Raw genomic sequence first — 26,991 nt, 5'->3', positions numbered from 1 at the left:
TGAGGTGACGGACACGGGCGGGGAGGGGACGATGATGTGTCGCCCTCCTTCTTCTCTGTTCCGCGTCTTCTCTGTTCCACGTCCTCCGGAGTTGTTCTCATGCCTGGCCTCCGCCGTGATCTCGGCCTGCTCAGGGACCGGCGGTTCGCCCTGCTGCTGGCGGCCCGGACGATCTCCGTACTCGGCACCGCCTTCGCGCCGGTTGCCCTCGCCTTCGGCGTGCTCGGCCTCCCGGGCGCGACCGCCACGACGCTGTCCGCCGTGCTCACCGCCGAGGCGCTGCCGATGGTGCTGTTCATGCTCGTCGGCGGGGTGATCGCCGACCGGCTGCCGCGCCACCGCGTCATGATGGTGGGGGAGTCGCTCAACGCGGCGGCGTACTTCTGCCTGGCCGCGATGATGCTCACCGGCTGGACGCCGCTGCCCGCCCTCGTGACCGCGAGCGCGGTGAGCGGCATCGCCTCCGCGGTCCTGTTCCCCGCCCTCACCGGAATCATCCCGGACGTGGTGCCCGCCGACCGGTTGCAGACCGCGAACGCGCTGCTGGGACTGGGACAGAACATCGCCCGCGTCACCGGCCTCGTGCTGAGCGGCGCGGCCGTGGTCCTGCTGGGGGGCGGGTGGGCGCTGACGGCCAGCGGGGCGATGTTCGCCGTGGCCGCCGTGCTGATCGCGCTGCTGCGCCTCACTCCCGCCGAGCGCGCGGCCGGCGGCGGGCACTCGGTGCTGGCCGAGCTGCGGGACGGCTGGCGCGAATTCGTCTCGCGGCAGTGGCTGTGGGTGGTCGTCGCCCAGTTCTCGGTCCTGGTCATGGCGCTGCAGGCCGCTCACGGCGTGCTCGGGCCGCTGGTCGCCAAGCAGTCGCTGGGCGGGGCGCCCGCCTGGTCGGCCGTCCTCGCGGGCGAGGCCGTCGGCATGATCGTGGGGGTGGTCGTCACGCTGCGCCTGCGGCCCCGGCGGCCCATCCTGTTCGCCACGCTCCTCACGCTGCCCACCGCCGCGCCGTACGTGCTGCTCGGCCTGAGCGCACCGCTGTGGACGGTCGTGGGCGGGGCGTTCGTGATGGGGGTGTGCTTCGACATCTTCGGCGTGCTGTGGCAGACCACCATGCAGCGCGAGATCCCGGCCGAGTCGCTGTCACGCGTGAGCTCCTACGACGCGCTCGGGTCCCTGATGTTCGGGCCGCTCGGCCTGCTGCTGGCCGGGCCGGTGGCCATCGCGGTGGGGCCGCGGCCGGCGCTGGTCGCGTGCGGGGCGGTCATCATCCTGGTCACGCTGGCCGCGCTGCTCGCCCCCGGCGTGCGCGGGCTGCGGGTCGCCGACGACGAGCCCGCGGGCGTGCCGGCCGCGACGCACTGACGGCCGGTCGCACTGACCGCCACCCGCCGGCCGGGGCGCGGTGCCTGGACGCCGCGCCCCGGACCCGCGGACGCCTACCGGGCCCGCTTGGTCAGCCGCACCTCGATGCTGATCCCCTCCGTACGGATCTCACAGGTTCCGAACGCGCTCTCGGCGGCGAGGCGGGCGAACACGTTCCGGGAATAGGCGCGGCGGCGCAGCGCCAGCAGCGGCACCTTGGTCATCAGGGAGTTCAGCGGGGTGAGCCCCATCCCTGCGACCTCCTTGTCGATGGCGGTCCTGGACGCCTCCCGGCTCATGTCGTTGACGACCGCCGTGCCGCCGTGCCGCAGCACCCGGTGCATCTCGTCCAGCACGCGGACGGGCCGTCCGAAGTTCTTGAACGCGGCCTGACAGACGATCAGGTCGAACGAGCCGCCGGGATAGGGGAGGTCGGCGGCGTCGCCCTGCCGCACGTCGACGCGCACCCCCGCCCGGGCGGCGTTCTCCGCGGTGATCTCCACGAACGTACGGCTGAGATCGATCGCGCTCATCGCACAGCCCAGCCGGGCCATCTCGACGGCCAGATAACCGGGCCCCGGGGCCACCTCCAGGACGGCCGCTCCTGCGGGCAGGCCGGCGGTGACCTGCGCCGCGTACCGCCGTACGGCGGCGATCTGGGGCGCCGAGGCGCGCTGCCGCGCGTACCACCGGGCCATCGCGCCCTCCATGCCGGGCGCCTGCTTCTGCGAGATCTTCTCCATGGTCTCCTCCGGTTCCGGATCATGCGTGTCCGAACCGGCCCGTGGAGGAAGCCCGGCTATCCTTGCGGTTGCCACCTTCCGACCGGATTCCGCCCGCGGGTCTCGGTTCGAGGGTCACGGACTCCGGCCGGGTGTTCCCGCACCTCGGCCGGGGTCCGTCCTGACGAGTTCAGTCCGTTGTGAGGCCCCTTTCCGCGAGTTCGGCCACCTCGGGCGGCATCTGCCCGGACTCGTGCCAGGCCCGCCACATCGGCAGGCCGGGGAACGAGCCGGTGGTCAGCTCCTCCGCGAAGGCGCGCACCCAGGACGCCTCGGCGTCACGGACGGCCAGCTCATACTCCGCCTCGATGAGGAACAGCCGAGGCACTCCCTCCCGGCATGACACGTCGAGCATCTCCCGCTGCGCGGCGATGTCCTCCTGCAGCAGGGCCAGCCGCCGCAGCAGCAGTCCGGCCAACTCCTCCGGCGGAAGCACCCCGCTCACGGAAAGACCCGCCTGGAAGCCTGACTGCTCGCGTTCCGGGGTCGCGACCAGGTCGCGCACCCAGCCGGCCAGTTCCGCCCGCCCGGCGTCCGTGATGCGGTAGATCGTGCGCTCGGGGTGCGCTCCCTCCCGTGCGATCCCCTCTACGGCGATGAATCCGTGTTTCTCCAGGTTCCGGACGACGGTGTAGAACGAGCCCCACTTAACGCTCATGTCGCGGTCCTTGCCGCGGTCGCGGATCAGCCTGGCCATCTCATACGGGTGCATCGGCCGCTCGATGACGGTCGCGAGCACGGCCAGGCCCAGAAGGTTGCTCACCTTCCGCCGTCCGGCCATGGTCCTCACTCCATCCTGATACTCGTGAGCGACTATACGTCGGCGAGTAGTGTCTGGTCCATACACCGTGAACCCGAAGCGCGGCGAGTGGCGAGACATGGCTGTCAGTTCCCACCGAAGGGTTAGGCCGGCTCGATGCCATGGTGTCGTTGATGATCCCCCTTGCCACCCCACGCCTGGACTCGGACCTGATCGCCGAGTCCAGGGCGCGGCCCGAGGCGTTCGCGGTGCTGTTCGACCGCTACGCGCCGATGCTCTACCGCTACGCGTCCCGCCGCCTCGGTCCTGAGGTCGCCGAGGACCTGGTGGGCGAGACGTTCCTGGTCGCGTTCCGGCGCCGGGACCGCTACGACCTGACCCGCCCCGACGCCCGTCCCTGGCTGTTCGGCATCGTCAGCAAGCTCGTCTCCCGGCACCACCGCGACGAGGCCGCCCGCTATCGGGCGCTCACCCGCAGCCCGCTCGACGACGTCGCGGAGTCCCCCGCCGAGCGCGTCGAGGACGGCGTGAGCGCGTCGGCCGTCCGCCCACTGCTGGCCGGCGCGCTGGCGCGCCTGTCGAAGGGCGACCGCGACGTCCTGCTGCTCATCGCGTGGGCCGACCTGTCGTACGACGAGGTGGCGCAGGCCCTCGGCATCCCCGTGGGCACCGTGCGCTCGCGTCTGAACCGAGCCCGTCGCAAGGTGCGCGAGTCGCTCGGCCACACCAATCCGCTGCGGGACGAGGAGTAGCCATGGACGACCTCACGATGCTCCGCGACCTCGGCCGCGACCTCGAACATGAGCCCCCGGCCGGCCTCGCGCGCCAGCAGCGCCGCCTGCTCGACGAGGCGGCGGACGGGCGCCGCCGGCGCCCGACGTGGTTCACCGGTGGACGCCGGGCGGGCTGGATCGCGCTGGCGGCGGTCGCCGTGGTCACCGCCGCGCTGGTCGTGGTGCCGACCGTGCTGCTGCGCGGGACGACCGGCGCGCACACCGTGGCGCCGCCCGCGGGAGACCGTCCTCCCAAGAAGGGCCAGGCCCTGACCGTGCTGCTCCTCGGCTCCGACCGGCGCCCATCCTGGGGCGACCCGGGGTCGAGTGAGCGGAGCGATCTCATGATCCTCCTGCGGCTGTCCGCCGACCGGAAGCAGGCGACGGCCGTCAGCCTGCCCCGCGACTCCATGGTCCAGATCCCGCAGTGCCGGTCGGCCGACGGCCGGACCGTCGCCGCGCATACGGACATGATCAACCAGGCGTACGCGATCGGCGGCCTGGCCTGCGCGCGGAAGACGGTCGAGTCCGCCACGGGCGTGCGCGTCGACCACGCCGTGGCCATCCGCTACGACGGGCTGGCGAAGCTGGTCGACGCGCTCGGCGGCGTCGCGGTCACCCTCCCCCGCGCCGTGGACGACCCCAAGTCGAAGCTCAGGCTGCCGGCCGGCCGCTCGGTGATCGACGGCGAGACCGCCGTGGCGTACGCGCGCCTGCGCTACGTGGGCGACGGCTCCGACATCGCCCGCATCAAGCGGAACGTGGCCCTGATGCAGGCGATGCTGAAGAAGGTCTCGCGTATCGACAACCTCGCCGCCCTGGCCGCCCTCGTCCGCGTGGCCGCGACGTCGGTCACCACGGATCCGGCGCTGGACCTGGACACCCTGGTCATGCTGGCGGTGGACGTGCAACGGGCCGGCACCCGGGTCACGGCCCTGACCGTGCCGTGGCGGCCCTACGAGAAGGATCCGAACCGGATCGAGTGGAAGCAGCCCGAGGCCGCACGCCTGTTCGCCCGGCTCACCGGCGGCTGAGGCCGCCGGCGGTGACCCCTCGGCGCCGGTGCCGTCAGCGTCGTCGGCGCGCGGTCAGGCCCGCTGGACGGCCGGCTCCCACAGGGCGGCGGCACGGGCCGCGACGAGACCGCCGATGCGATCCAGCGCCTCGGCGGCGGGCATCGCGTCCAGGGCGCGGCCGTCACGCAGGCGCAGCGCGACCTCGTCGCCTGCGGCCTCCTTCGCACCGATCACCGCCTGGTAGGGCGCCAGCCGCGCCGCCCGGACGCGGGCGCCCAGGCTGCCGTGCTCGGGCCCGGAGACCTCCGCCCGCAGGCCCAGCTCGGCGCAGCGCCGTACGAGCGCCTCGGCCCGCGGCAGTTCGGCCTCGGTCACCGGCAGGACCACCACCTGGGTGGGGGCGAGCCACGCGGGGAAGGCGCCGCCGTACACCTCGATGAGGTGCGCCACGGCCCGCTCGACGCTGCCGATGATGCTGCGGTGGACCATGACCGGCCGGTGCCTGCCGCCGTCCGGGCCGATGTAGTGCAGGTCGAACTGCTCGGGCTGGTGGAAGTCGACCTGCACGGTGGACAGGGTGGCCTCCCGCCCGGCGCCGTCGGCGATCTGCACGTCGATCTTCGGGCCGTAGAACGCCGCCTCGCCCTCCACCGCCTCGTAGGCCAGGCCGGAGCGGTCGAGGACGTCGGTCAGCATGGCGGTCGCCCGCCGCCACATCTCGGGGGCGGCGACGTACTTGCCGCCGGCCCCGGGCAGGGACAGCCGGTAGCGGACCGGGCGGATGCCGAGCGCGGCGTACGCGCGCCTGATCATCTCCAGGGCCCCGGCCGCCTCGGCGGCTACCTGGTCGAGGGTGCAGAAGATGTGCGCGTCGTTGAGCTGGATCGCCCGTACGCGGGTGAGCCCGCCGAGCACGCCCGACAGCTCGGAGCGGTACATGCCGCCCAGCTCGGCGACGCGCAGCGGCAGCTCGCGATAGCTGTGCGAGCGCGAACGGTAGATCAGCGCGTGGTGGGGGCACAGGCTCGGCCGCAGCACGACCTGCTCTCCCCCGAGGTCCATGGGCGGGAACATGTCGTCGCTGTAGTGCGACCAGTGCCCGGAGATCTCGTACAGCTCCCGTTTGCCGAGCACGGGGGAGTACACGTGCCGGTAGCCCGCCCGCCGCTCGGCGTCGCGGATGTACTCCTCCAGGGTGTGCCGGATCACGGCTCCGTCGGGCAGCCAGTAGGGCAGCCCGGAGCCGATCAGCGGGTCGGTGTCGAACAGGCCGAGCTCGCGCCCCAGCTTGCGGTGGTCGTGCATCGCGGTCTCCTCGCGTCTCTTCTTGAGCGGGGCGAGCGACCGGACGACGAAGCCCCGGGGCACTCGCCCCGGGGCTTCGATGAAAGTACGTGTCAGCGCGCCGGGACAGTCTCCGGCGTCGTCGTCAGGCAGGCGCGCATCATGCCGCGAACGCTAGCACAGCCGTTGATCGTCTCCGAACCCTTTCTCGCCCGCGCGGCAGGCCCGCGCTCCCCGTCGTCGCCCTCACAGCGAGATGGGGCCGAGGTCGGCGGCGGTCTCCGCCAGCACGCGGATCGCGGGGCTGTCGGCGGTGGAGCGCCACGTCAGGGCCCAGTGAAGGGTGGGGGCGTCATGGATGGGCAGGAACACGACCCCGGGCGGTCTGTTGTAGCGGGCGGCGATCTCACCCAGCGGGTGGACGCAATGTCCGGCGGCCACCAGGGACAGGATCTCGTGGAAGGTCCGCGCCGCGGGCCCGCGCGGGATACGGCGGCCGAGCGGTGTACGCGTGGGGACCATGGACTCGACCCAATACTCGGGGGCGCCGGGGCCGAGGTCGACGACGTGGTTGTCGGCGAGGTCCTCCAGGGACGCGGTGCCGCGCTCGGCGAGCGGATGGTCCGCCGACACGGCCAGCACGCGGCCCCCGGTGAGCACGGTCGGGCCGACCGTGAGGTCCGGTTCTGCGATGGGCAGCCACAGCACGTTCATGTCGTGCTCTCCGGTGCGCAGGGCGGTGAACGGGTCGCTGCCGTAGATCTCGCCGAACTGGACGTCGCCGCCCGGGTAGCGGGCGCGGAACGCGTCGACGAGGGGGCGTAGTTCGTGTCCGGCATGACCGAACACGCCCAGCCGCAAGGTCTGACCCGCGCGCAGACCGGCCGCCTCGGCGCGGGCGAGTCCCGCCTTGATCAGGTCGAGGGCCTGCTGGAGGTCTTCGCGGAGGCGCCGGCCCACAGGGGTCAGGGCCACCCGCCGGCTGGTGCGATCGAACAGGGCCACGCCGAGGCGCCGTTCTTGCTTGCTGATGGCCTGGCTGACGCGGGCCTGGGACACGCGAAGCCGTTCCGCCGTGCGGCCGAAGTGCAACTCCTCCGCCAACGTGAGGAAGATCTCGATGTCGCGCAGCTCCACTGATAACCCCGCTGTTATGGATCGCCCCGCGAATCGTACATTGTTCCGCCGCTGACCTGCCTCGATGCTGGACACACGTCATCACCGGAGAGGCGGCAGGCGAACGGTCACCGCCTTCCCCTTTTCCCAGGAGCGACCAGCGTGACAACCGCGGCTCTGACCGGCGACTACACCCTCGACATCGCCCGCACCCGGATCGGCTTCGTCGCCCGGCACACGATCGGCCCCAAGGTGCGCGGACGGTTCGAGGAGTTTGAGGGCAGCGCGCACCTGGACGGCGACGACCCGTCCAAGTCGAACGTCGAGCTCACGATCCAGGCCGGCAGCATCCAGACCCACAACCCGCAACGCGACGAGATGCTGCGCGGCAGGTTCCTGAACCTGGCCGGCCACCCGGCCATCACCTTCGTCTCGACCGCGGCACGGCAGATCGGCGCGACCACCTACGAACTCACCGGTGACCTGACCATCCGCGGCGTGACCAGGCCGGTCACCGTGGCCCTCGATCGGATCGGGGCCGAGCACGATCCGCAGGGCGGTGTCCTGCTTCGTTTCACGGGCGGCGCCACGATCAACCGCAAGGACTGGGGCGTCGCCTCGATCGCCGCTGCGGGCCTGGTCGGCAAGAAGGTGGTGCTGGAGCTCGATGTCGCCGCGATCCGGCGGATCTGACGAAGGCGGGCTCGGATCATCGCGATTCCACCCCCTCCTCCAGACTAGGTTGCATTCCTAACTAGATAGCTTTATGGTCTAAATCGCCAACACGGCTAGGAAGGACGGCGATTTATGACCAGCTCCGCGAGCTTCTCGACCCCGGGCCTGCTCCTGGCGGTCGCGTTGACGGCCTATCTGGCCTTCGTCTCCCCCTGGCTGGGCAGGCGTCAGTACGACCGGCTGGCACGACGCCGGGACCACGAGCCCAGGGCGCTGGTGCGGGCGTACCGGCTGTGGATCGCCGAGGAGTGGGTCTGGGTCGCCGTCACGGCGGTGATCCTCGTGCTGTCTCCCGGGGTCCGCCTCGCGGACCTGGGCTTCACCATGCCGAGCCACTTCGGCGAGGTCGCCCCGGCGGTCGCCGGCATGTCGGGGGCGCTCGTGATCAGCATCGTGATGGCGCGCCAACTCGCGAGGTCCGGCAGGACGGCGCCCGGTCAGGCGGCTGTGCGGGAGCTGCTGCCGCGCACGACCGCCGAGCGGTGGCACGCCCTCGCGATGTCGGTGACCGCCGGCTTCTGCGAGGAGATCGTCTACCGTGGCCTGCTCATCGCGCTCGGCGTCGGGGCCCTGGGCCTGAGCACCACCGCGGCCGCCGCCCTGGCCCTGGCGGTCTTCACCGCGGGCCACCTCTACCAGGGATGGAAGAGCATGCTCGCAGTAGCTCTCGCCGGTTGCGCGCTCACCGCCCTCTACCTCGCCACCGGCAGCCTCCTGCTGCCGATCCTTATGCACGCCCTGATGGACATCCGCGGCCTCGTGTGCACGCCGCAGCCCGCCCCGAAGACGGTCGGTCACGCGGTCTAGGTAGTGGTCCTACCGTGCGAGGATGAAGCCCATGGCGACCGACCGCCGCGCGAGCTGGCTCAAGGGCGTCCTCGACCTGCTGGTGCTTGCCAGCCTGACGGAGGGCGAGAACTACGGCTACGAGATCGCCAAGATGCTCGCCGGCTCGGGGCTCGGGCAGATCCGCGGCGGCACGCTCTATCCCGTGCTCAACCGCCTGGAGGAGGCGGGCCTGGTGTCCGCAGAGTTCCGGGTGACCGAGCGCGGGCCCGGCCGGCGCTACTACCGGCTGACCGAGCAGGGCCGGCAGACGCTGGCCGAGCAGGGCCGCCTGTGGCTGGCGTTCGACGAGTCCGTACGCACGGTGCTGTCCTCGGGAGGGCTGTAGTGAGCGCCTACCTCGACGAGCTGGCGGCTCTGCTGCGCGCGGGCGGCGTGCCCGCGGAGCAGGCCGAGGCCACCGTCGCCGACCTGGCGTCGTACGTCGCCGAGACCGGCGGCGACCCGGAGGAGGAGTTCGGGCCCGTCGGCGAGTTCGCCGGGCAGTTGCTGGCGGCGCGGGCGCCCGAAACCGACGCGACGGACGCCACCGAGTGGCGGTGGACCGCCGACATCTTCACCGACCGCCAGATGCTGGCCCGGCTGGGCGACCAGGGCTGGGAGATCGACCGGGTCGACCACCTCGGCAGGTTCGTGAGCCACCGCGACCCGGACCGGCCGCAGCGGTGGGAGTATCGCAGGGAACCGTCGATCGCCGGTTCCGCGCTGGCCGCGCGGCTGGCGCCCGAGGGCTGGGAGCCCTGCGGCACCTGGATGTACTGGCGATACTTCAAGCGGCCCCGGGCCGCCAGCGTGGGACCGGCCGCGCAGCTCGACTCCCCGCCCGCGGCCCCCGGCCGCAGCGTCTTCTTCAGCCGCCGGTTCTACCTCGTGCTGGCCGTGACCCTGCTCGCCCTGGTCGTGCCCGGGATCCTGTGGAGGCCGTCGGACGGCGAAGGGCCGGGCTTCCTCGCCGGCATGGCCGTCGGAGGCGGCGTCGCGATCGCCGTCCTGGCGGTGATGTGGCTCAGGATGGCCCGCCGCCGTTCCTGAGCCCGCCGCCGGGCCCTCCGCCCCGGATGCTCAGCCCGTCTGCCGAGCCGACCCGGCCTGCTCACCGCCGAACACCTCGGCGACGAGGCGCTGTGTCGCCTGCTGGAACGCCTCGCCCATGGACAGGTCGGTGTCGTCCACATAGTTGAGGGCGGCGGTCAGCGTCGTGCTGCCGTCGGGCGTGCTGTACATCAGCGCCGCGTGACCCGCCATGCCGCCGTTGTGCGTGATGACGGTGCCGCCGCCCGGCGTCTCCTGCACGAACACCCCCAGGCCGTAGCCGGCCTTCGCCTCGGGCGTGCACATCTCGGCCAGCAGCTCGGCCGGCAGCAGCGTGCCGCCCAGCAGTGCGGAGATGAACGTGTGCAGGTCGCGGGTGGTGGAGATCATGTCGCCGCCGGAGGAGATCCAGGAGGGGTTCTGGCGGGTGACGTCGACCGTCCGGGTCTGGCCGTCCTCCTCATATCGGTAGTAGGCGTGGGCGTGCGGCTCGGGGATGCCGGTCTCGATGGTCGGCTGGATGGTGCCGGTCAGGTTGAGCGGCCCCAGGATCAGCCGCTGCATCTCCTCGGCGACCGAGCGGCCGGTGACCTTCTCGATCAGCAGCCTGGCCAGCACGTAGTTGGTGTTGGCGTAGCTCCAGTCGGTGCCCGGCTCGAAGCGCGCCGGCTTCGACAACGCCACCCGGACCAGTTCCTCCGGCCGATAGGTGTGGAACCGGTTGTCCACCCATTCCTTACCCGTGATGGTGGCGGTGATCCCCGGGACGAAGGTGCCGTCGTCGAAGTACTCGCCGGTGAAGTTGAACACCCCGCTGGTGTGCTGCAGCAGCATCCGCACCGTGATCCGCCGGTCCAGCCCGAACTCGGGCAGGTAGTCGTCCACTGCGGTGTCCAGCCCGATCCTGCCCTCAGCCACCAGCCGCAGGACCACGGTGGCGGTGAAGGTCTTGGTGTTGCTGCCGATCCGGACGTGCCCGTCGATCGGCGGCTCTTCGATCCGGCCCAGCTCGCGCAGCCCGGCACTGCCGGTCCACTCGCCGTGCTTGTCGTGCACCCGGAGCGTCACCCCGACGAAACCGGAATCGACCATCTCCTCGATGATCTTCTGCAGCTCCGGGCGGGCGTGGCCGGTGAGAGTGACGGACATGGTGGGGCTCCTTCAGGTCGGTGATGAGGTCGCGTGAACGGATGGGGACGGAGGCCGCGGGTCAGAGGCTGCGGGCGACGATGTGGCCGTAGGCGGTGGTCGCGTGGATGTCGAGCTGGGCGGCCGGCAGGACCTCGACCACGGTGTCGGCCCGCTCGGCCGCGATGAACTGGACGCGCCCGGCGGCGACGTCGAGGACGGCGGAGATCGGGGCGGGGGTGTTGAACTTCTGCATCGCGCCCTCCGGTGACTCGTTGTTTCGAACACTGGAAACGCTACGTTGCATTTCTAGATTGCACAACTTCACTCTTGCGTTTTGACGCTATAAACGCAGGTCATAGCCGTACAATCGTTGCACTGGTTCTACATTTAACGCAACATCGCTTCGACTGTTCGTTGCAACCGATAGAAAGTGAACGCTATGCTGGACAGGCCACAGGACCACGAAGGAGACCGCGATGCCGGGAGGCAGGCTCACCCAGCAGGACCGCCAGCAGATCGCGCTGGGACTGGCCGACGGCCTCGCCTACGCGGAGATCGCCCGAGGCCTCGGCCGCCCCACTTCGACGATCACGCGTGAGGTGATGCGCAACGGCGGCCCCACCGCCTACCGCGCCGACCTGGCCCACCGCGCCACTGAACACCGCACCCACCGCCGCAGGAAGACCGCGCCCCGGAACCCCGGAACCCCCTCCGAGGCCCACGGACGCGACGCCGAGGCGGTGCGTGAGTACGAGGAGGTGTTCGCCACGGTCTTCATGCAATCGGGCCTGCCCAAGATGACGGCACGGGTGCTGGCCGGCCTCTACACCACCGACGCCGGCAGCCTCACCGCCTCCGAACTCGCCGGACGCCTGCAGGTCAGCCCGGCGTCCGTCTCCAAGGCGACCACGTTCCTGGAGAGCCAGGGCCTGATCCGCCGGGAACGCGACGAACGCCGCCGCGAGCGCTATGTCGTCGACGACGACGTCTTGTACCAGTCGATGATGGCCAGCGCCCGTGCCACCGCCCACCTCGGCGAGGTCGCACGACAGGGCGTCGGCATCCTCGGCCCCGGAACCCCGGCCGCCGCCCGTCTGGAGAACATCGCCCGCTTCGTCGCCTTCGTCTCCGAGAGCATCGTCCGCGCCGCGGACCAGGCCCGCGAGATCCTCCACACGAGAGTCGGAACGACTTCGGACAGCACCACCTGAGCGATCGCGGGCGGACAGCCTGCGATCACCGCCGGCACGTCAGCCGGCTTCGGGACACACCCAACCGTTGTCACGCCTGTCCTCGGACGTCACTCGCGGCCGATTGGGGACTCATTGCACGGACCCGAGCGAAGGGCCCACTAGCCTGAGCGGCGATGGACCGTATGACGACGGCGCGGGGCGGCTTCGACCTCGCCCGCTTCCCCGAGGATCCCCGCGACCCGCTCCGCGCGTGGGACGCGGCCGACGAATACCTGCTGCGGCACCTCGACGAGCGCGAGGGCGGGCCGGTGGACCTGTCGGGAAGCCTGGTCGTGCTGGGCGACCGGTGGGGCGCATTGTCCACCGCACTGGCCACCGCACGGGCCACAGCACTGGCCGCGCAGCGCCCCGTCCACCGTCCCGTGCAGATCGGCGACTCCTTCCTCGGGCAGCAGGCCACCCGCGCCAACCTGGAGCGCAACGGCCTCGACGCGGACGCCGTACGGCTGCGCACGACCAGGGACGCGCCGCCGGACCGGATCGACGTGCTGCTGGTGCGGGTGCCCAAGAGCCTGGCCCTCCTGGAGGACCAGTTGCACCGCCTCGCCCCCCACGTGCACGAGGGCACGGTGGTCGTCGGCGCGGGGATGGTCACCGAGATCCACACCTCGACGCTGAAGCTGTTCGAGCGGGTCCTCGGGCCGACGCGGACCTCGCTGGCGGTGAGGAAGGCGCGGCTCATCTTCTGCTCGCCCGACCCCGGTCTGCCGCGAGGGGCCGATCCGTGGCCGCGGAGCCACACGTTGCCCGCCGACGCCGGGGTGGTCTCCGGGCTGACCGTCGTCGACCACGCCGGCGTCTTCTCCGCCGAGCGTCTCGACGCCGGCACCCGTCTCCTGCTGGGCAGCCTGCCCGCGCGTACAGGGCCCGAGCATGTGGTCGACCTCGGCTGCGGCAACGGGGTGGTCGGGCTCGCCGCGGCGCTGTCCAACGGCGAGGCCGAGGTGACGTTCATCGACGAGTCCTACCAGGCGCTGGCCTCGGCGGAGGCCACCTTCCGGGCGAACACCGCGGCCGGCACCGGAGCGGAGACCGTCGCCAGGTTCGTGGCGGCCGACGGCCTTTCGGGCTTCCCGCCGGGCACCGTGGACCTGGTGCTGAACAACCCGCCGTTCCACACCCATCGGGGCAGGACCGACGCGACCGCCTGGCGCATGTTCAACGGCTCGCGCGCCGCGCTGCGGCGGGGCGGCGAGCTGTGGGTGGTGGGCAACCGCCACCTCGGCTACCACGTGAAGCTGCGCCGGCTCTTCGGCAACTGCGAGGTCGTCGCGAGCGACCCCAAGTTCGTCGTGCTGCGCGCCGTCAAACGGTGATCAGAACAGGGTGAGCGGCTCGTCCGGCGCCTCCGCGGACATGGGCCCGGGCAGCGGTTCGACGCCGGGCACCTCGGCGCGTACGTCGTCGTGGAACCGCCGGGCGAGCGTCAGCGCGTCGGCGTTGTCCGGGGTGTGGACGAACACCGTCGGCGAGCGTCCCTCGCGCAGCCATCCGGCGACCGCGTCCACCCAGTGCCGCCAGCCCTCGGCCGTACGCTCGGGATCGTCGCGGCCGATGTAGCGGACGATCGGGCGGTCGGTGAGCGCGGCGGTCCGCAGCGGCACACGCGGCTTCTTCGACCAGGCGTCCCGTTCGGCGTCGCTGGTCGGCGGGCTGCGGAACAGCACGGTCGTGTCGAACGGCACCCACTCGGCGCCGGCCCCGGTCAGCACCCGCTCCAGGAGCCGCGTGGCCCGGGGGTCCTCGAAGAACGCGCGGTGACGGACCTCGACGGCGTAGCGGTGGTCGCGGGGAAGGCGGCCCAGGAAGGCCGCGAGCGCGCCCACGTCCGCCGGGCCGAACGAGCCGGGAAGCTGGATCCACAGCGCGTGGGCGCGCGGACCCAGCGGCTCGATCGCGTCGAGGAACGCGTGCAGGTCCTCGTCCGCGCCTGTGAGACGGCGCTCGTGGGTGATCGGCCTGGGCAGCTTGACCACGAGGCGGAAGCCGGGATCGGTCTGCCGCGCCCAGGACTCCACCGTGCTCCGCGAGGGCGTCGCGTAGAACGTCGTGTTGCCCTCGACGGCGTCGCACCAGGTCGCGTAGGCGCGCAGCCGCTCCCCCGGAGGAAGCGGGTGCGGCAGGAGGCGCCCCTGCCACGGCGCGTGCGTCCACATCGCGCATCCCACATGAAGCCGCATGGCCCCGACGCTATCCGGTCCTGATCACTCCCCCGCTCACTCCCCGGCGACGGGCGGCGGCACGTCCGTCACGGACCACGTGACGCGGTGGCGCAGCACCTCGCCGGGGGCGAGCGAGGTCAGGGGCGACATGGTCTCGGCCTCGACCAGCCGGGCGGTGGGACGCAGGCCCTCCAGCCCCGCGAGCTCCTCCTCCTTTGGGTACTGCATCCAGATCGCGATCTCGGAGCCCTCGTCCGGGTAGGGCGCGCCCGGCCGCACGTCGAACCGCTGCGTCAGCGTCGCCCCGCCGGGGGCCGTCACGGCGAGCCATCCGGCCGTGCCGCCGATGCCGATCTTGCCGACGACGTCGCGCACCGGCACCCGGCCCGCCGAGGGGGAGACCCGCTCCAGGACCGGCGCGCCGTCGGGCGCGAACAGCGTCACCGGCGCCCGGTGCCGGTCGGTCAGCCCGATCCACACCCCGCATCGGGGATCGTCGTGTCCGCGGAACGACTCGGTCTCGAACTGGGTCACCGTCCATGCCGCCCACCGCACCGGATGATCGGTGACGTTCTCCAGCTCGCTGTCGACCACGAGGACGGCCTCGGCAGCCGACATCGTGACCGTGCGGGTGACGGCCAGCCCGGTTCGCGGGTCGTCGCCGCTGCGCATCCGCACCCGCAGGCCGTCCCGCTCCAGCACGGTGTAGGCGCCGGCGTCGAGCACCGGGTCGGGCGGCCCCGCCCACTCCTCGCCCGACGACCATCCCTGCGGAGCCGGCCAGGTCTTGTCGCCGCCCCAGTTGGCCCAGCTCGCGAAGCCGGTGGGGGCGGGCAGCCGGCGCGCGGCGGGGGTGAGCGCGAGCGACGCGTCGAGCAGGTCCGGATTGCGCCACAGCCATTCGCGGCCCGCGGCGCGCAGCGAGATGATCCGCCCGCCGCGTCCCGGCAGGACCGCCGCCTCCCCCCAGGGCGCGGCGAGCCGGACCACGGGTTCCGAGCTCGTCATCGGTCGAGCGAGGGGACCAGGCAGACCTTGCCGGTGCGCCCCGAGTCGGCCAGCCGGTATGCCTCGTCGGCCTGCTCCAGCGGCAGCACGTCGGTCACCAGCCGCTCGGGACTCGCGCCCCACCGCACCAGGCGGAAGGCCAGCTCCTCCATCGACTGCAGCGAGGTGACCCAGGAGGCGTACAGGGTGAGCTGGCGGTGCAGCAGCAGGTCGGAGACCTCCGTCTCCAGCCGGCCGCCCTCGCCCACCAGGGAGACGCGGCCCCACTCGGCCGCGCCCCGGATCGCGACGCTCCGGCCCGCGGCCGAGCCCGAGCAGTCCATCGTCACCGAGCAGCCGCGTCCCCCGGTCGCCTCGTCCAGGGCCTCGGCGACCCCGTCGGCGGCGGTCAGGACCTCGTCGAACAGGCCGAGAGACCGGGCGTGCGCGGCGCGCTCCGCCGACCGCTCCACGCCGAGCACCCGGATCGCGCCGAGACCGCGGGCGATCATGGCGGCGGCCAGCCCGACCGGCCCGAGGCCGACCACGAGCAGGTCGTCGCGCCCGCCGACCCCGGTGCGCAGCAGGCCCTCGTACGCCGTGCCGAACCCGCAGGCGATCAGGGCGCCGTCCACGTAGGACAGCTCGTCCGGCAGCGGCACGGCCGTGCTCTCCTCGACCAGGATGTACTCGGCGTGCCCGCCGTCGCGCTGCCAGCCGTACGCCGACCTGCGCTCGGGGTCGGAGCAGCTGATCATGTGGCCGCGACGGCAGTTGGAGCAGCGCCCGCAGCCGGAGATGTGGTAGACGATCACACGGTCGCCGACGCCGAACCGCCGGCAGCCGGGGCCGGTCTCCACGACCTGCCCGCTGGGCTCGTGCCCGGCCACGACCCCCTTGTACGCCGGGCCCTCCTGGCCGACGTGGGTCTTGTGCCCCCGGTAGATGTAGGACAGGTCGCTGCCGCAGATGCCGGACGCGCCCACGCGTACGAGCAGCTGACCGGGACCGGGCGTGGGCACCTCGACGTCGCGAAGCACAGCGGTGAAGTCGCCGGGCAGGAAGACGCCTTTCATGGTGGTCATGAGCTACGGGCTCCGTTCCGCTGGGAGAGCAACACGTTGATCAGCACGGCGCCGACGATGATGACGCCGCGGACCACGTCCTGGAAGAAGGCGTTGACCCCGAGCAGCACGAGGCCGTTGCCGATGACGGTGATGAAGGCGACGCCCAGCAGGGTGCCGAGCAGGGAGCCCTTGCCGCCCGCGAGGGAGGTGCCGCCGATCACGACCGCGGCGATCACGTCGAACTCCAGGCCCACCGACGCGCCGCCGTTGCCGGACCCGAGGCGCGCCGCCAGCAGCAGGCCGCTGACCGCGGCGAGCAGGCCGGTCGTGGCGAACAGGATCACCCGGATCCGGGAGACGTTGATCCCCGCGAGGCGGGCGGCCTCGGCGTTGCCGCCGACCGCGAAGACCGAGCGGCCGTACGCCGTGCGGTTGGCCACGAAGAGGAACACGACGAACAGGATCGCCATGATGATGGCCGGGGTCGGGATGCCCAGGACGCTCCCGGCCAGCACGTCGAGGAACCCGTTGGCCTCCAGCGGGACCGGCAGGCCGTCGGTCATGTACTGCGCCAGCCCGCGCAGGGCGCTCCACAGGCCGAGCGTGGCCACGAACGACGGGATGCCCCAGCGGGCGCGCAGGAACCCGGCCCCGGCCCCGAGCAGCAGGCCCACCGCGAGACAGACCAGCACGGCGAGGGCGAACGGGATGTGCCATTCCCCGCTGGCCTTGGCCAGCAGGACCGAGGAGAACGCCACGGCCGGGCCGATGCTGATGTCGATCTCGCCGGCCACGATGACGAGGGTCATCGCCCACGCCACGACGCCGATCGTCGCCGCGTCGCGCAGGATGGCCAGCTGGTTCGTCACGGACAGGAAGCCCGGCGCCGTGGCGGAGAGCACCACGAACAGCACCACGATGGCCCCGATGAGCCCGATCTCGTTCAGCCGTTGCGTGTTGCGTCCCAGCCGCCCGCCCCGGGCGTCCGCCTTGGCCACGGGCGGGCCAGTGGGCGTGGTCGTGCTCATGTTCTCCCTCACTCCTCGGCAATCGCCAGGGCCATGACCCTGTTGAGCTCGATCTCGTCGCCGCTCAGCTCGGCCACGGCGCGCCCGCCGCGCAGGACGACGATCCGGTCGCAGACGTCGGCCAGCTCCTCCACCTCGCTGGACACGAAGACCACGGCGCGCCCGTCGTCGGCCAGCAGGCGCATCTGGTCGTAGATCTGGCGCTTGGCCTCCACGTCCACGCCGCGGGTGGGCTCGTCGAGCAGCAGCACGTCGCTTCCCGCGTGCAGCCATCGGGCGAGCACGGCCTTCTGCTGGTTTCCGCCGCTGAGCGTGCCGATCGGCGTCCCCGGACGGGCCGTCTTGATCGCCAGGCGGTCGATGAGCGCCCGGGCGGCCTGCCGTATCGCGCGGCGGTCCAGCACGCCCGACCTGCTCACCCTGCGCAGGTCGCTGATGACGATGTTCTCGTCGACGCCCATGAGCGGCACGATCCCCTCGCGCCGCCGGTTCTCCGGCGTCATGCCGAGCCCCCTGGCGAGCATCGCGGCGAACGCGCCGGGCCGTACGGCCTCGCCGCGCAGGCGGATCTCGCCGGAGGCCGGGCGGTCGAGCCCCACCAGGGCGCGCAGCGTCTCGGTGCGGCCCGAGCCGAGCACCCCGGCGATGCCCAGGATCTCGCCGGGCCGCACGTCGATGTCGAGGCCGTTCAGCCGGTCGCTGACCAGGCCGCGCGCCGACAGCACCGGCGGCTCTGCGCTGGGGCGGCGGGTCCGGGCCGCCACGGCCTCGGGCGCCGTGCCGAGCATCATCGCGACGATCTCGTGCGTCGAGGCCGTGCGCACCGGCAGCGTCTCCACGATCCTGCCGTCGCGGACGACCGTGGCGGTGTCGGCCACCTGCCGGATCTCGTCCATGCGATGGCTGACGTAGATGACCGCAACGCCCTGCTCCGCGACGGTCCTCACGACGTCGATCACCTGCCGGACCTCGGCGGCGGCCAGGGAACTGGTCGGCTCGTCGAGGATGAGCAGGGTGGGCCGCTGCGCGACGGCGCGGGCGATCTCCACGAGCTGCTGACCGGCGGAGCCGAGCGAGCCGACCGGGCTGTCGACGTCGATGTCCACGCCGATGCGCGCCATCGCCTCCTTCGCCTCGGCGCGCATCCTGCGCAGGTCGAGCGCGCCGCGCGAGCGCGGCCAGGCCCCCAGGAACAGGTTCTCCGCGACCGTCATCTCCGGCACCAGGCTCAGCTCCTGGTAGACGGTCGCGACCCCCAGGGCGGCGACGTCCCGCGTGCCGAGGCCCGCCAGCGGTTTGCCGCGTACGAGCGCCTCACCCGAGTCGAGGTGCTCGGCGCCGGACAGGACCTTGATCAGGGTGGACTTGCCGGCGCCGTTCTTGCCCAGCAGCGCGCGGACCTCGCCGCGCCGCACCGCGAAGTCGACGTCGCTGAGAGCGGTGACGCCGGGGTAGCGCTTGGTGCCCGCACGCACCTCCGCGACGACGTCGGTGTTCGACATGGGAGCCTTCCTGGGGAGCCTTCGGTGGGACGAGTGACTGCGCCTTCCATACGGGGGACGGTTTACGGGATCCCGTCGGCGTGCTCGGTCAGCCACTTCTCGTTCGTGGCCTTGTCGTCGGCGGTGTAGAGGATCGGGTCCACCGGGATGACGAACGAGTCGTTCTTGGCGCCGCCCGACGCCTTGCGGGCGGCCTCGTACGCGAGCTTGCCCACGGTCTGCGCGGGGACGTCGATCTCGGCCTTGAGGATGCTGCCGTCGACCAGGGCCTTGGCGATGTCGACGGTCATGTCGCTGCCGAAGACGACGGTCTTGCCGACGCGGGAGCGCGTGGTGACGGCCTTGACGCCGGCCAGGGTGCCGCCGCCCGCCACGGCGTAGAACGCGTCGAGCTCGGGGTTGGCGGTGATGATGTTCTCGGCGACCGGGGTGGCCTTGTCGACGACCGCGCCCTCCTGGTCGGCGACGTACTGGGCGCCCGGCACGGACTCGGCCAGGCCGTCCTTGAAGCCGCGCTTGCGCTCCTTGCAGACCTCGACGAAGTCGCAGTTCAGGATGGCGACCTTCGGCTTGTCGAGCTTCTGCGAGGTGAAGTACTTCCCGGCCTGCTCACCAAGCTTCTTGCCGAAGACGTACGGGTCGGACAGGACGTAGCCCCACACGTACTTCTTGGCGTCCGCGTCGTTGATGCAGGTGTTGTAGCAGACGACCGGGATGCCGGCCTTGCTCGCGGCCGCGATCGCCGGGGTGGACGCCGTGGCGGAGACGGCCGAGGTGATGATCGCGTCCACGTTGGAGGCGACCAGGGTCGACATGAACGAGGACTCCTTGGCCGCGTCGCCCTGCGCGTTGTTGCCCAGCAGCTTGAGCTGCGAGTCCTGGGCGGCGGCGGTCTCGATTCCCTTCTTCACGCCGGCGTAGAAGCCCTGCGAGTCCAGGTAGATCACCCCGACGCGCAGCTGCTCCTTCCCGCCCGAGGCGCCGCCGGACCCGGCGGACTGACCGCAGGCGGCGAGCACGGCGCCGACGGCCAGCAGGGCGATGCAACGCACCGCCGTGAGTCGAACTGATGCCACGAATGGCCTCCCATGAGTCTGTCTTCGGTTGGCGACGCCACCGGGTAGGGCGCGCTGCGCCACGTTCCAGATGATGAGGCGGTCGTAACGTGCCTGTCAATAAATTGTCATAAAAAAACACTTATCGTAGAGTGGCGGCGTGAACCTCCCCGGACCTTCCACGGAGGCCGGATGCTGCGCGGTCGTGACCGGCGCCGCGTCCGGCATCGGCGCGGCAACCGCCAGGCGTCTCGGCGCGACGGGCACGCCCGTCCTGCTGTGCGACATCTCCCCGGCCGGGGAGGACGTCGCCGCAGCTGTCGCCGAGGCGGGCGGCACGGCAAGATTCGTGCGCATGGACGTCAGCGACGAGAGCGCGTGGGGGGAACTCCGTCGCGTCGCCCACCGGGAGTACGGCCCGGTGCGGCACCTCGTCAGCAACGCCTACGTCGTGGACGTGAGACCCGTGCACGACCTGGGCGCGGCATCGTGGAAGCGCCAGCTGGACGTGAACCTCACCGCCTCCTACCTGGCCTTTCGCACGCTACACGAGGATCTGGATGCGACGTCGGGGGCGGTCGTCCTCGTCTCGTCGGTGCACGCCCTCGTCGGTCTGCCCGGCCATCCGGCGTACGCGGCGACGAAGGCGGCGCTGGTGGGGCTCGGCCGCCAGCTCGCGGTGGACTACGGTCCCGGGGTGCGCGTCAACACCGTGCTGCCCGGGCCGATCATGTCCCCCGCGTGGGACCGTGTCGCGGAGGAGGACCGGAGGCTGAGCGTGGAGGCCACGATCGCCAAGCGGTTCGGCGAGCCCGCGGAGGTCGCCGCGGCGATCGCCTTCCTGCTGTCGGACGAGGCGTCCTACATCACCGGCACCACCCTCGTCGTCGACGGCGGCTGGAGCGCGACGAAGAACTCCTCCTGAGAGGGATGACCGCAGAGCATGAGCACCTACAAAGGGCGTGGCATCCACGGCCAGGTCGTCGAGACCATCGGCCGCCGCCTCGTCACCGGGCAGTTCGCCGAGAACGGGCGCATCGACCTGGTCGAGCTGGAGGCCGAGCTGCAGGTGTCCCGCACCGTGGTGCGCGAAGCGCTGAAGGTGCTGGCGGGCAAGGGCCTGGTCGACTCGCGGCAGAAGCGGGGCACGGTGGTGCGCCCCCGCAGCGAGTGGAACCTGCTCGATCCCGACGTCATCAGCTGGGAGTTCGAGAGCCGGGGCAGCGAGATGCTCGGGCAGCTCGCCGAGGTGCGGCAGATGTTCGAACCGGCCGCCGCCGCGCTCGCCGCCGGCCGGCGCACCGACGCCGACCTCGCCGAACTCGAGGCGGCCCTGGAGGACATGACCGCGGCCAGGACCCCGGCCGAGGCGGCCTCCGCCGACCTGCGTTTCCACCGCGCCGTCCTGGCCGCGACGGGCAACGAGCTCCTGGTGCGCATGGAGGTCGTCATCGAGTCCGTGCTCGCGGAACGGGACCGCATCGTCCACGACGTCGTCACCGCCGACGACCCGGTGCCGAGCCACCTGGCCCTGCTCGACGCCATCCGGGCGGGGGACGGCGAGGCCGCCAGAACCCGCGCGCTCGCGCTGCTCGACAAGTCCATGGCCGACGTCGACCGCGCGGCCCGCCTCCAGGGAGACCGGTGAAGATCACGCGCATCGAAACGTTCCTGGTCCCGCCCCGGTGGCTGTTCTGCCGGGTCGAGACCGACGAGGGACACGTGGGCTGGGGCGAGCCGGTCGTCGAGGGGCGGGCCCAGTCGGTCAGGGCGGCGGTCGGCGAGATCGCCGAGCTGCTCGTCGGCGCCGACCCGCTGCGCATCGAGGACCACTGGCAGGTCATGACCAAGGGCGGCTTCTACCGCGGCGGGCCCGTGCTCGCCAGCGCCGTCGCCGGCCTCGACCAGGCCCTGTGGGACATCGCCGGCAAGGCGCGCGGCGTCCCCGTCCACGAACTGCTCGGCGGTCCCGTACGCGACCACGTCCGGGCGTACGCCTGGATCGGCGGCGACGAGCCCGGCGAGATCGAGGAGGAGGCCCGGCGCCAGGCGGAGGCGGGCTTCACCGCGGTGAAGATGAACGCCAGCGGCCGCATGTCCCCCATCGCGGGCCCGGGGGAGATCGACGAGGTCATCGAGCGCGTCGCGGCGGTCCGCGAGGCGCTCGGCCCGGGCCGGGACGTCGCGGTCGACTTCCACGGCCGGGTGTCCTATCCGAACGCCCGGCGGCTGCTGCCGCTGCTCGAACCGCTCACGCCGCTGTTCGTCGAGGAACCGGTCGTGCCGGAGTCGATGCCCCAGATGCGCAGCCTCGTGGAGGCGTCGAACATCCCCATAGCACTGGGCGAGCGGCTCTACTCCCGCTGGGATTTCCTGCCCGCCTTCCAGGCGGGCGTCGCCGTGGCGCAGCCGGACCTGTCCCACGCCGGCGGCATCTCGGAGGTCCGCCGCATCGCCGCCCAGGCCGAGGTGTTCGGCGCCCTGCTCGCTCCGCACTGCCCGCTGGGGCCGATCTCCCTGGCCGCCAGCCTCCAGGTGGCGTTCGCGACGCCCAACTTCCTGATCCAGGAACAGAGCATCGGCATCCACTACAACGACGGCAACGAATTGCTGGACTACCTGGTCGACCCGTCCGTCTTCGCGTTCAGCGACGGCCGGCTCTCCCGGCCGACCGGGCCGGGCCTGGGCATCATGGTCGACGAGGCCGCAGTGCGTGAGGCCGACAAGCAGGGCCACACCTGGCGCTCTCCGATCTGGCGCTATCCCGACCGCTCCTTCGCAGAATGGTGACCGGCGTGCAACCACACGATCTGCTCGATCTCCTCAGAGCCAGGCGGCTCCTGGCCATCGTCCGCGGCGACGACCCGGCGGCGGCGCTGCGCAGCGTCGAGGTCCTCGCCGAGGAGGGCGTGAGCCTGATGGAGGTCTCGCTCAGCGGCGCCGGCGCGCTGTCGGTCATCCGGAAGGCGGCCTCCGCCCTGGGCGCGGGCGTGCACCTGGGCGCGGGGACCGTGCTGACGGCGCGGGACGCCGTCGCGGCCCGGGACGCGGGCGCGACGTTCGCCGTCACCCCCGGTCTCGGCGAGGGAGTGGACGAGGCGCTGCGCCTCGGACTGCCCGTGCTCGCCGGGGCGATGACCCCCACCGAGGTCATCGCCGCGACCGCGCGGGGCGCCGCCGCCGTCAAGCTCTTCCCCGCCTCCGCGGGCGGGGTCTCCTATCTGCGCGCGCTGCGCGACCCGTTCCCGGCCGTGCCGTTCGTGCCGGTCGGCGGGGTCGGCCTCGATGCCGTGCACGACTATCTGGAGGCCGGCGCCGTCGCGGTCGGCCTCGGCTCGCCGCTGCTCGGCGACGCCCCGCGCGGCGGCGACCTGGACGGCCTGCGCCGCCGGATCAGGACCGCACTCGACCTGGTGGGCGCTCCATGAGGGCGGACGTTCTGACGATCGGCGAGGCGATGGTCACGGTCCGCTGCGCCGGACCGCTGCGCCTCGGCGGCGACTCGCGGGTGTCCACCGCCGGCGCGGAGGCCAACATCGCGATCGCCCTGGCCCGCCTCGGGCACACGGCCCGCTGGACCGGCGCCCTCGGGAACGACGAGCCCGGCGAGCTGGTGCTGCGCACGCTGCGGGCCGAGGGCGTCCTGACCGACCACGTCGTGCGGCGCACGGACGCCCCGACCGGCCTGCTGCTCCGGGACGTGGCCGCCGGGGGCCGGGCCCGGGTGCACTACTACCGCAGGGACTCGGCCGCCTCGACGCTGTCGTGGGACGAGGTGCGGCCCGCCGTCGACGCAGGTCAGGCGGGCCTGCACCTCACCGGCATCACGCCGGCGCTGGGACCCGCGCCGCTGGAGGCGGTCGCCGCCGCCGCCCGGCAGGCGCACCGGTCCGGCGCCTGGGTGAGCCTCGACGTCAACCACCGTTCCCTGCTGTGGTCCGGGGAGGAGGCCGTCCGGGCGCTGCGCCCGCTGCTGCCGTACGTCACGGTGCTGGTCGCGTCCGACGACGAGCTCGCCCTCGTGGCGGACGGCGACGGCGAGCGCGACCGCGTGGCGGCCCTGCTCGACGCCGGTGTCGAGGAGGTCGTCGTCAAGCGCGGCGCGGCGGGCGCGAGCTATCACGACGCGCGGACCTCGTTCGACGTCCCGGCTCGACGGGTGCCCGTGGTGGACGTCGTCGGCGCGGGCGACGCGTTCACCGCCGGGTATCTGTCCGGACGGCTCGACGGGCTCGACGCGTACGGCCGGCTCGAACGGGCGACCCTGCTGGGCGCCGCCAGCGTGGCCTGCGCCGGGGACTGGGAGGGGCTGCCCACCCGGGCGGAGCTGCCCGCGCTGGCCCTGCCGGAGGGGGACACGCTGCGCTGACGTCGCCGGAGCCGCTGGTGACCTCCGCGCGGTACGGCCTCGCCGGCCCGGCCCCGGCCGACGGGCGTTGTGGACGTGCGACGCGGGGGTAAGCCCCCCCACCGGCCCGCGCCGCCGTCCTCACCCGCTACCCGGAGTAGACCTCCAGCTCGCCGATCTGGGCGGCGGGCCAGCCGGTGTTGCCGGTCACGGTGATCCGCACGTAGCGGGCCGAGACCGGCGACAGGTTGACCGTCACGGCGTTGCCCGACGCCGGGTCGAACGTGTAACCGCCAGGCCCGGCCACCGTGGAGAACGACGACCCGTTCGCGCTCGCCTGCACCGACAACGTCTGCGTACGCCTCTCCCACGCCGCGGACGGCGGCAGCTTCAGCACCACCCGCCCGACCGTCGCCGCGGCACCCAGGTCCACCTGCACCCACTGCGGGAACGCGTTGTTCGCACTCTCCCAATAGGTGCTCGCGTCCCCGTCCACCGCGTTGCCGCTGCCGTAGTTCTGCGTGTGCCCGCTCTCCGACGTCGCCTTCCCCCGCGCGAGGTTCGTGTTCCGGTCCGCGTCGGTCGTCACGGACACGCCGTTCGACGCGGGTGAGACGTTGCCCGCCGCGTCCCGCGCCGTGACCGTGAACGTGTACGCGGTCGCCGGGCTGAGTCCGGTCACCGTGTGCGTGGTGCCCGGCACGGTGGCCGCGACCGTGCTTCCCCGGCGGACCTCGTAGCCGGTCACTCCGGTGTCGTCGCTCGCGGCCGACCACGACAGCGAGACGCTGGTGGCGGTCTTCGCGGTCACGGTGAGGTCGCCCGGTGCGGTGGGGGCCGTGGTGTCGCCGCTCCCCGCCGTGCCGTAGACCTCCAGCTCGCCGATCTGCGCGGCGGGCCAGCCGGTGTTGCCGGTCACGGTGATCCGCACGTAGCGGGCCGAGACCGGCGACAGGTTGACCGTCACGGCGTTGCCCGACGCCGGGTCGAACGTGTAACCGCCAGGCCCGGCCACCGTGGAGAACGACGACCCGTTCGCGCTCGCCTGCACCGACAACGTCTGCGTACGCCTCTCCCACGCCGCGGACGGCGGCAGCTTCAGCACCACCCGCCCGACCGTCGCCGCCGCCGCACCCAGGTCCACCTGCATCCACTGCGGGAACGCGTTGTTCGAACTCTCCCAATAGGTGTTGGCGTCCCCGTCCACCGCGTTGCCGGAGGCGAATCCCTGCGTGTGCCCGCTCTCCGACGTCGCCTTCCCCCGCGCCAGGTCGGCGTCGCCTCCGCCGTTCACGACAGGCGGCGTGGGGCGTACGGGGGTGAGCGCGATCTGGCCCTTGAGCATCCGGCCGCCGTCGCGGGTGAGCCGCAGGTAGTAGTCCGACGAGCAGACCGTGCCGTCCTCATCCAGCCCGAGGAGGCCGGAGCCGACCGGGATCATCGAGACGTTCTCCGCGGTCTTGGCGATCTGGTTGCCCTCGTTGAACTCGTCGAACATCGAGATGTAGACGCCCTGGGCCCCGGCGCGGACCATGTTGTAGAACTGCCGCCACATGAAGTCGCCGTGCGCGCGCTGCCGCGACTTCACGTCCCCCGGCAGCACGCACGGCTGGTAGTCGATGCCGTGGGCGTCGCAGTACGCCTGGTCGGGGACGTTGAGGTTGGCGTAGAACCGGTCGGAGTCGGCCGCGTTGCCGATCCGGCCGACCATCCACGGCGAGAGCATGTTCAGGGCGTTGAAGACGTCGATGAACCCCGGCCGGCAGTCCTCCACGCCCGTACGCCAGTAGGTGGGCACGCCGCCCATCACGTAGCAGCCCTGGGCCTTGAACCAGTTGACCACGTCGAGGCAGGCCGCCGGGTCGGACGGGTGCTTGTCCTCGTTGAACCCGAAGCCCCAGATGCCCACGACCGGCTTGCCGTTCTGGCGCGCGTACGCCGAGGAGGCCGTCAGGGCCGACATCTTGGTCGTCCAGTCGATCTTGATCTCCGGGTGGAAGTTCGTCCAGCCGGACACGTCGTACATGACGTAGAACTTGCGGCCGTTCGCCTCGGCGGCGCTGCGCACCTTGACGGCCATCGCGTCGCGTGTGGCGCCCTCGCCGCCGTTCGGGTTGAAGCGCTGCAGGGCGGCCGTGTCGATCTCGTTGTCCCGCATCCAGCGGAAGTGGGTGTCCACGGTCTGCTGGTCGTAGGAGGAGAACAGCGTCGCGGGCTGCCCGCTGCCGAGGTTGCCGTACGCGGTCGGGTAGGCGTGGGTGAACTCCCGCATGTCGGGCCAGGCCACGATGGCGGTGTTGCCGGGGGAGGGGGCCTGGGACCAGTTCTGGCTCCAGTGCCACCAGCCGTTGATGGGGGCTCCGTCGCCGGGGCAGGCGAACCAGCCCTGGTAGCCCACGGTGATCTTGCCCACCACGTCGCCGGGGCCGCTCGCCGCGCTTGCGGCGGCGGTCAGCGCGGACACCAGCTGACTGGACGACACCGCGGCGAGGGCGGATCCGGAGACCACGGACGTGATGAACGTACGGCGAGAGAACGGCACGTGCACTCCTCATGCTGGGCAGCGTTCGCTGGCCGCGCCGTCCTTCCGGTAGCACCGGGGACGCCAGGAGGCACGGGGCGGCCCGGGCCGTTTCCGTCCCGTGGGCCGCTTGCCGTAATGGTTACCGCGTCCGGCTTCTTCGTGCAATAGGTCAATTTCTTGCGGAGTCGGACGCCACCGGCACCACGGCCACCTGCGGAAAACCGCAGGAGA

At 72.2% G+C, this 26,991-nt stretch carries 27 protein-coding genes; 14 read left to right on the top strand and 13 right to left on the bottom strand.

Features of this window, described 5'->3' with window-relative positions:
* The first annotated feature begins 99 nt into the window (after positions 1–99).
* Positions 100–1,359 (top strand): MFS transporter, encoded by a 1,260-nt coding sequence (locus ACIBK1_RS03355; protein WP_036409164.1) that lies wholly within the window; start codon positions 100–102, stop codon positions 1,357–1,359.
* 74 nt (positions 1,360–1,433) lie between these two features.
* On the opposite strand, the gene ACIBK1_RS03350 is transcribed toward ACIBK1_RS03355, so the two are convergent.
* Both ACIBK1_RS03350 and ACIBK1_RS03345 read right to left on the bottom strand, forming a co-directional pair.
* Positions 1,434–2,102, bottom strand: coding sequence for a class I SAM-dependent methyltransferase (locus tag ACIBK1_RS03350; RefSeq protein WP_030512111.1), 669 nt, complete (start codon positions 2,100–2,102; stop codon positions 1,434–1,436).
* Positions 2,103–2,271: 169 nt separating this feature from the next.
* Positions 2,272–2,922, bottom strand: a complete 651-nt coding sequence (locus tag ACIBK1_RS03345) for a PadR family transcriptional regulator (RefSeq protein WP_396731957.1) — start codon at positions 2,920–2,922, stop codon at positions 2,272–2,274.
* Between the two features lie 152 nt (positions 2,923–3,074).
* On the opposite strand from ACIBK1_RS03345, the gene ACIBK1_RS03340 reads away from it, so the two are divergent.
* Both ACIBK1_RS03340 and ACIBK1_RS03335 read left to right on the top strand, forming a co-directional pair.
* Complete coding sequence (locus tag ACIBK1_RS03340) at positions 3,075–3,653, top strand: RNA polymerase sigma factor (protein WP_030512113.1); 579 nt, start codon at positions 3,075–3,077, stop codon at positions 3,651–3,653.
* 2 nt (positions 3,654–3,655) lie between these two features.
* Positions 3,656–4,708 carry an LCP family protein gene (locus ACIBK1_RS03335; RefSeq protein ID WP_396731952.1) on the top strand — a complete coding sequence of 351 codons (1,053 nt, stop codon included), beginning with the start codon at positions 3,656–3,658 and terminating at the stop codon, positions 4,706–4,708.
* 54 nt (positions 4,709–4,762) lie between these two features.
* Here ACIBK1_RS03335 and thrS read toward each other — a convergent pair whose 3' ends face one another.
* Both thrS and ACIBK1_RS03325 read right to left on the bottom strand, forming a co-directional pair.
* Entirely contained in the window at positions 4,763–6,058 is a 1,296-nt protein-coding gene (gene thrS / locus ACIBK1_RS03330) for a threonine--tRNA ligase (protein WP_269321834.1), read from the bottom strand.
* A 162-nt stretch (positions 6,059–6,220) separates the two neighbouring features.
* On the bottom strand, positions 6,221–7,111 hold the full coding sequence (locus ACIBK1_RS03325; RefSeq protein WP_030512115.1) for a LysR family transcriptional regulator: 891 nt from the start codon (positions 7,109–7,111) through the stop codon (positions 6,221–6,223).
* 141 nt (positions 7,112–7,252) lie between these two features.
* On the opposite strand from ACIBK1_RS03325, the gene ACIBK1_RS03320 reads away from it, so the two are divergent.
* The 4 genes from ACIBK1_RS03320 (at position 7,253) to ACIBK1_RS03305 (ending at position 9,703) form a co-directional block, all read left to right on the top strand.
* Positions 7,253–7,783, top strand: a complete 531-nt coding sequence (locus ACIBK1_RS03320; protein WP_030512116.1) for a YceI family protein — start codon at positions 7,253–7,255, stop codon at positions 7,781–7,783.
* Positions 7,784–7,897: 114 nt separating this feature from the next.
* Positions 7,898–8,632, top strand: a complete 735-nt coding sequence (locus ACIBK1_RS03315) for a CPBP family intramembrane glutamic endopeptidase (protein ID WP_030512117.1) — start codon at positions 7,898–7,900, stop codon at positions 8,630–8,632.
* A 31-nt stretch (positions 8,633–8,663) separates the two neighbouring features.
* Positions 8,664–8,999, top strand: coding sequence for a PadR family transcriptional regulator (locus tag ACIBK1_RS03310; RefSeq protein WP_030512118.1), 336 nt, complete (start codon positions 8,664–8,666; stop codon positions 8,997–8,999).
* Positions 8,999–9,703, top strand: coding sequence for a hypothetical protein (locus ACIBK1_RS03305; RefSeq protein ID WP_036409167.1), 705 nt, complete (start codon positions 8,999–9,001; stop codon positions 9,701–9,703). The genes ACIBK1_RS03310 and ACIBK1_RS03305 overlap by 1 nt, the downstream gene beginning before the upstream one ends.
* Before the next feature lie 30 nt (positions 9,704–9,733).
* Here ACIBK1_RS03305 and ACIBK1_RS03300 read toward each other — a convergent pair whose 3' ends face one another.
* Both ACIBK1_RS03300 and ACIBK1_RS03295 read right to left on the bottom strand, forming a co-directional pair.
* Entirely contained in the window at positions 9,734–10,852 is a 1,119-nt protein-coding gene (locus ACIBK1_RS03300) for a serine hydrolase domain-containing protein (protein ID WP_030512120.1), read from the bottom strand.
* A 61-nt stretch (positions 10,853–10,913) separates the two neighbouring features.
* A complete protein-coding gene (locus ACIBK1_RS03295) occupies positions 10,914–11,087 on the bottom strand; it encodes a hypothetical protein (protein WP_156081243.1) in 174 nt (57 codons plus the stop codon).
* Between the two features lie 223 nt (positions 11,088–11,310).
* Between ACIBK1_RS03295 and ACIBK1_RS03290 the strand changes: the two genes are divergently transcribed.
* Positions 11,311–12,045, top strand: coding sequence for a GbsR/MarR family transcriptional regulator (locus ACIBK1_RS03290; RefSeq protein WP_030512121.1), 735 nt, complete (start codon positions 11,311–11,313; stop codon positions 12,043–12,045).
* A gap of 155 nt (positions 12,046–12,200) precedes the next feature.
* A complete protein-coding gene (locus ACIBK1_RS03285; protein WP_396731945.1) occupies positions 12,201–13,403 on the top strand; it encodes a methyltransferase in 1,203 nt (400 codons plus the stop codon).
* On the opposite strand, the gene ACIBK1_RS03280 is transcribed toward ACIBK1_RS03285, so the two are convergent.
* From ACIBK1_RS03280 to ACIBK1_RS03255, 6 genes are all read right to left on the bottom strand, one after another.
* Positions 13,404–14,267 carry a DUF72 domain-containing protein gene (locus tag ACIBK1_RS03280; protein WP_396731942.1) on the bottom strand — a complete coding sequence of 288 codons (864 nt, stop codon included), beginning with the start codon at positions 14,265–14,267 and terminating at the stop codon, positions 13,404–13,406.
* A 36-nt stretch (positions 14,268–14,303) separates the two neighbouring features.
* Positions 14,304–15,257: a DUF4380 domain-containing protein gene (locus tag ACIBK1_RS03275; protein ID WP_396731939.1), complete on the bottom strand. Its 954-nt coding sequence runs from the start codon at positions 15,255–15,257 to the stop codon at positions 14,304–14,306.
* Entirely contained in the window at positions 15,254–16,321 is a 1,068-nt protein-coding gene (locus ACIBK1_RS03270) for a zinc-binding dehydrogenase (protein ID WP_396731936.1), read from the bottom strand. The genes ACIBK1_RS03275 and ACIBK1_RS03270 overlap by 4 nt, the downstream gene beginning before the upstream one ends.
* Positions 16,318–17,331: an ABC transporter permease gene (locus ACIBK1_RS03265; protein WP_363526927.1), complete on the bottom strand. Its 1,014-nt coding sequence runs from the start codon at positions 17,329–17,331 to the stop codon at positions 16,318–16,320. The genes ACIBK1_RS03270 and ACIBK1_RS03265 overlap by 4 nt, the downstream gene beginning before the upstream one ends.
* An 8-nt stretch (positions 17,332–17,339) precedes the next feature.
* On the bottom strand, positions 17,340–18,833 hold the full coding sequence (locus ACIBK1_RS03260; protein ID WP_076437136.1) for a sugar ABC transporter ATP-binding protein: 1,494 nt from the start codon (positions 18,831–18,833) through the stop codon (positions 17,340–17,342).
* A 62-nt stretch (positions 18,834–18,895) separates the two neighbouring features.
* The gene (locus ACIBK1_RS03255; RefSeq protein WP_396731933.1) at positions 18,896–19,909 is read right to left on the bottom strand and encodes a substrate-binding domain-containing protein; all 1,014 of its coding nucleotides are present in this window, start codon (positions 19,907–19,909) and stop codon (positions 18,896–18,898) included.
* Between the two features lie 139 nt (positions 19,910–20,048).
* On the opposite strand from ACIBK1_RS03255, the gene ACIBK1_RS03250 reads away from it, so the two are divergent.
* The 5 genes from ACIBK1_RS03250 to ACIBK1_RS03230 are packed head-to-tail and all read left to right on the top strand — an operon-like array spanning position 20,049 to position 24,257.
* Entirely contained in the window at positions 20,049–20,813 is a 765-nt protein-coding gene (locus tag ACIBK1_RS03250) for an SDR family NAD(P)-dependent oxidoreductase (RefSeq protein ID WP_030512129.1), read from the top strand.
* Positions 20,814–20,831: 18 nt separating this feature from the next.
* Entirely contained in the window at positions 20,832–21,536 is a 705-nt protein-coding gene (locus ACIBK1_RS03245; protein ID WP_030512130.1) for a FadR/GntR family transcriptional regulator, read from the top strand.
* The gene (gene dgoD, locus ACIBK1_RS03240; RefSeq protein ID WP_030512131.1) at positions 21,533–22,678 is read left to right on the top strand and encodes a galactonate dehydratase; all 1,146 of its coding nucleotides are present in this window, start codon (positions 21,533–21,535) and stop codon (positions 22,676–22,678) included. The genes ACIBK1_RS03245 and dgoD overlap by 4 nt, the downstream gene beginning before the upstream one ends.
* A gap of 5 nt (positions 22,679–22,683) precedes the next feature.
* Positions 22,684–23,316, top strand: a complete 633-nt coding sequence (locus tag ACIBK1_RS03235) for a bifunctional 4-hydroxy-2-oxoglutarate aldolase/2-dehydro-3-deoxy-phosphogluconate aldolase (RefSeq protein WP_396731929.1) — start codon at positions 22,684–22,686, stop codon at positions 23,314–23,316.
* Positions 23,313–24,257 carry a sugar kinase gene (locus ACIBK1_RS03230; RefSeq protein ID WP_396731927.1) on the top strand — a complete coding sequence of 315 codons (945 nt, stop codon included), beginning with the start codon at positions 23,313–23,315 and terminating at the stop codon, positions 24,255–24,257. Before ACIBK1_RS03235 ends, ACIBK1_RS03230 begins: the two co-directional genes overlap by 4 nt.
* Positions 24,258–24,384: 127 nt before the next feature.
* Here ACIBK1_RS03230 and ACIBK1_RS03225 read toward each other — a convergent pair whose 3' ends face one another.
* Entirely contained in the window at positions 24,385–26,778 is a 2,394-nt protein-coding gene (locus ACIBK1_RS03225) for a discoidin domain-containing protein (protein ID WP_396731925.1), read from the bottom strand.
* Positions 26,779–26,991: the final 213 nt, after the last annotated feature.

This window comes from Microbispora rosea, from assembly GCF_044460045.1.
Classification (GTDB): Bacteria; Actinomycetota; Actinomycetes; order Streptosporangiales; family Streptosporangiaceae; genus Microbispora; species Microbispora rosea.
This window is presented reverse-complemented; position numbering and strand designations above follow the sequence as displayed.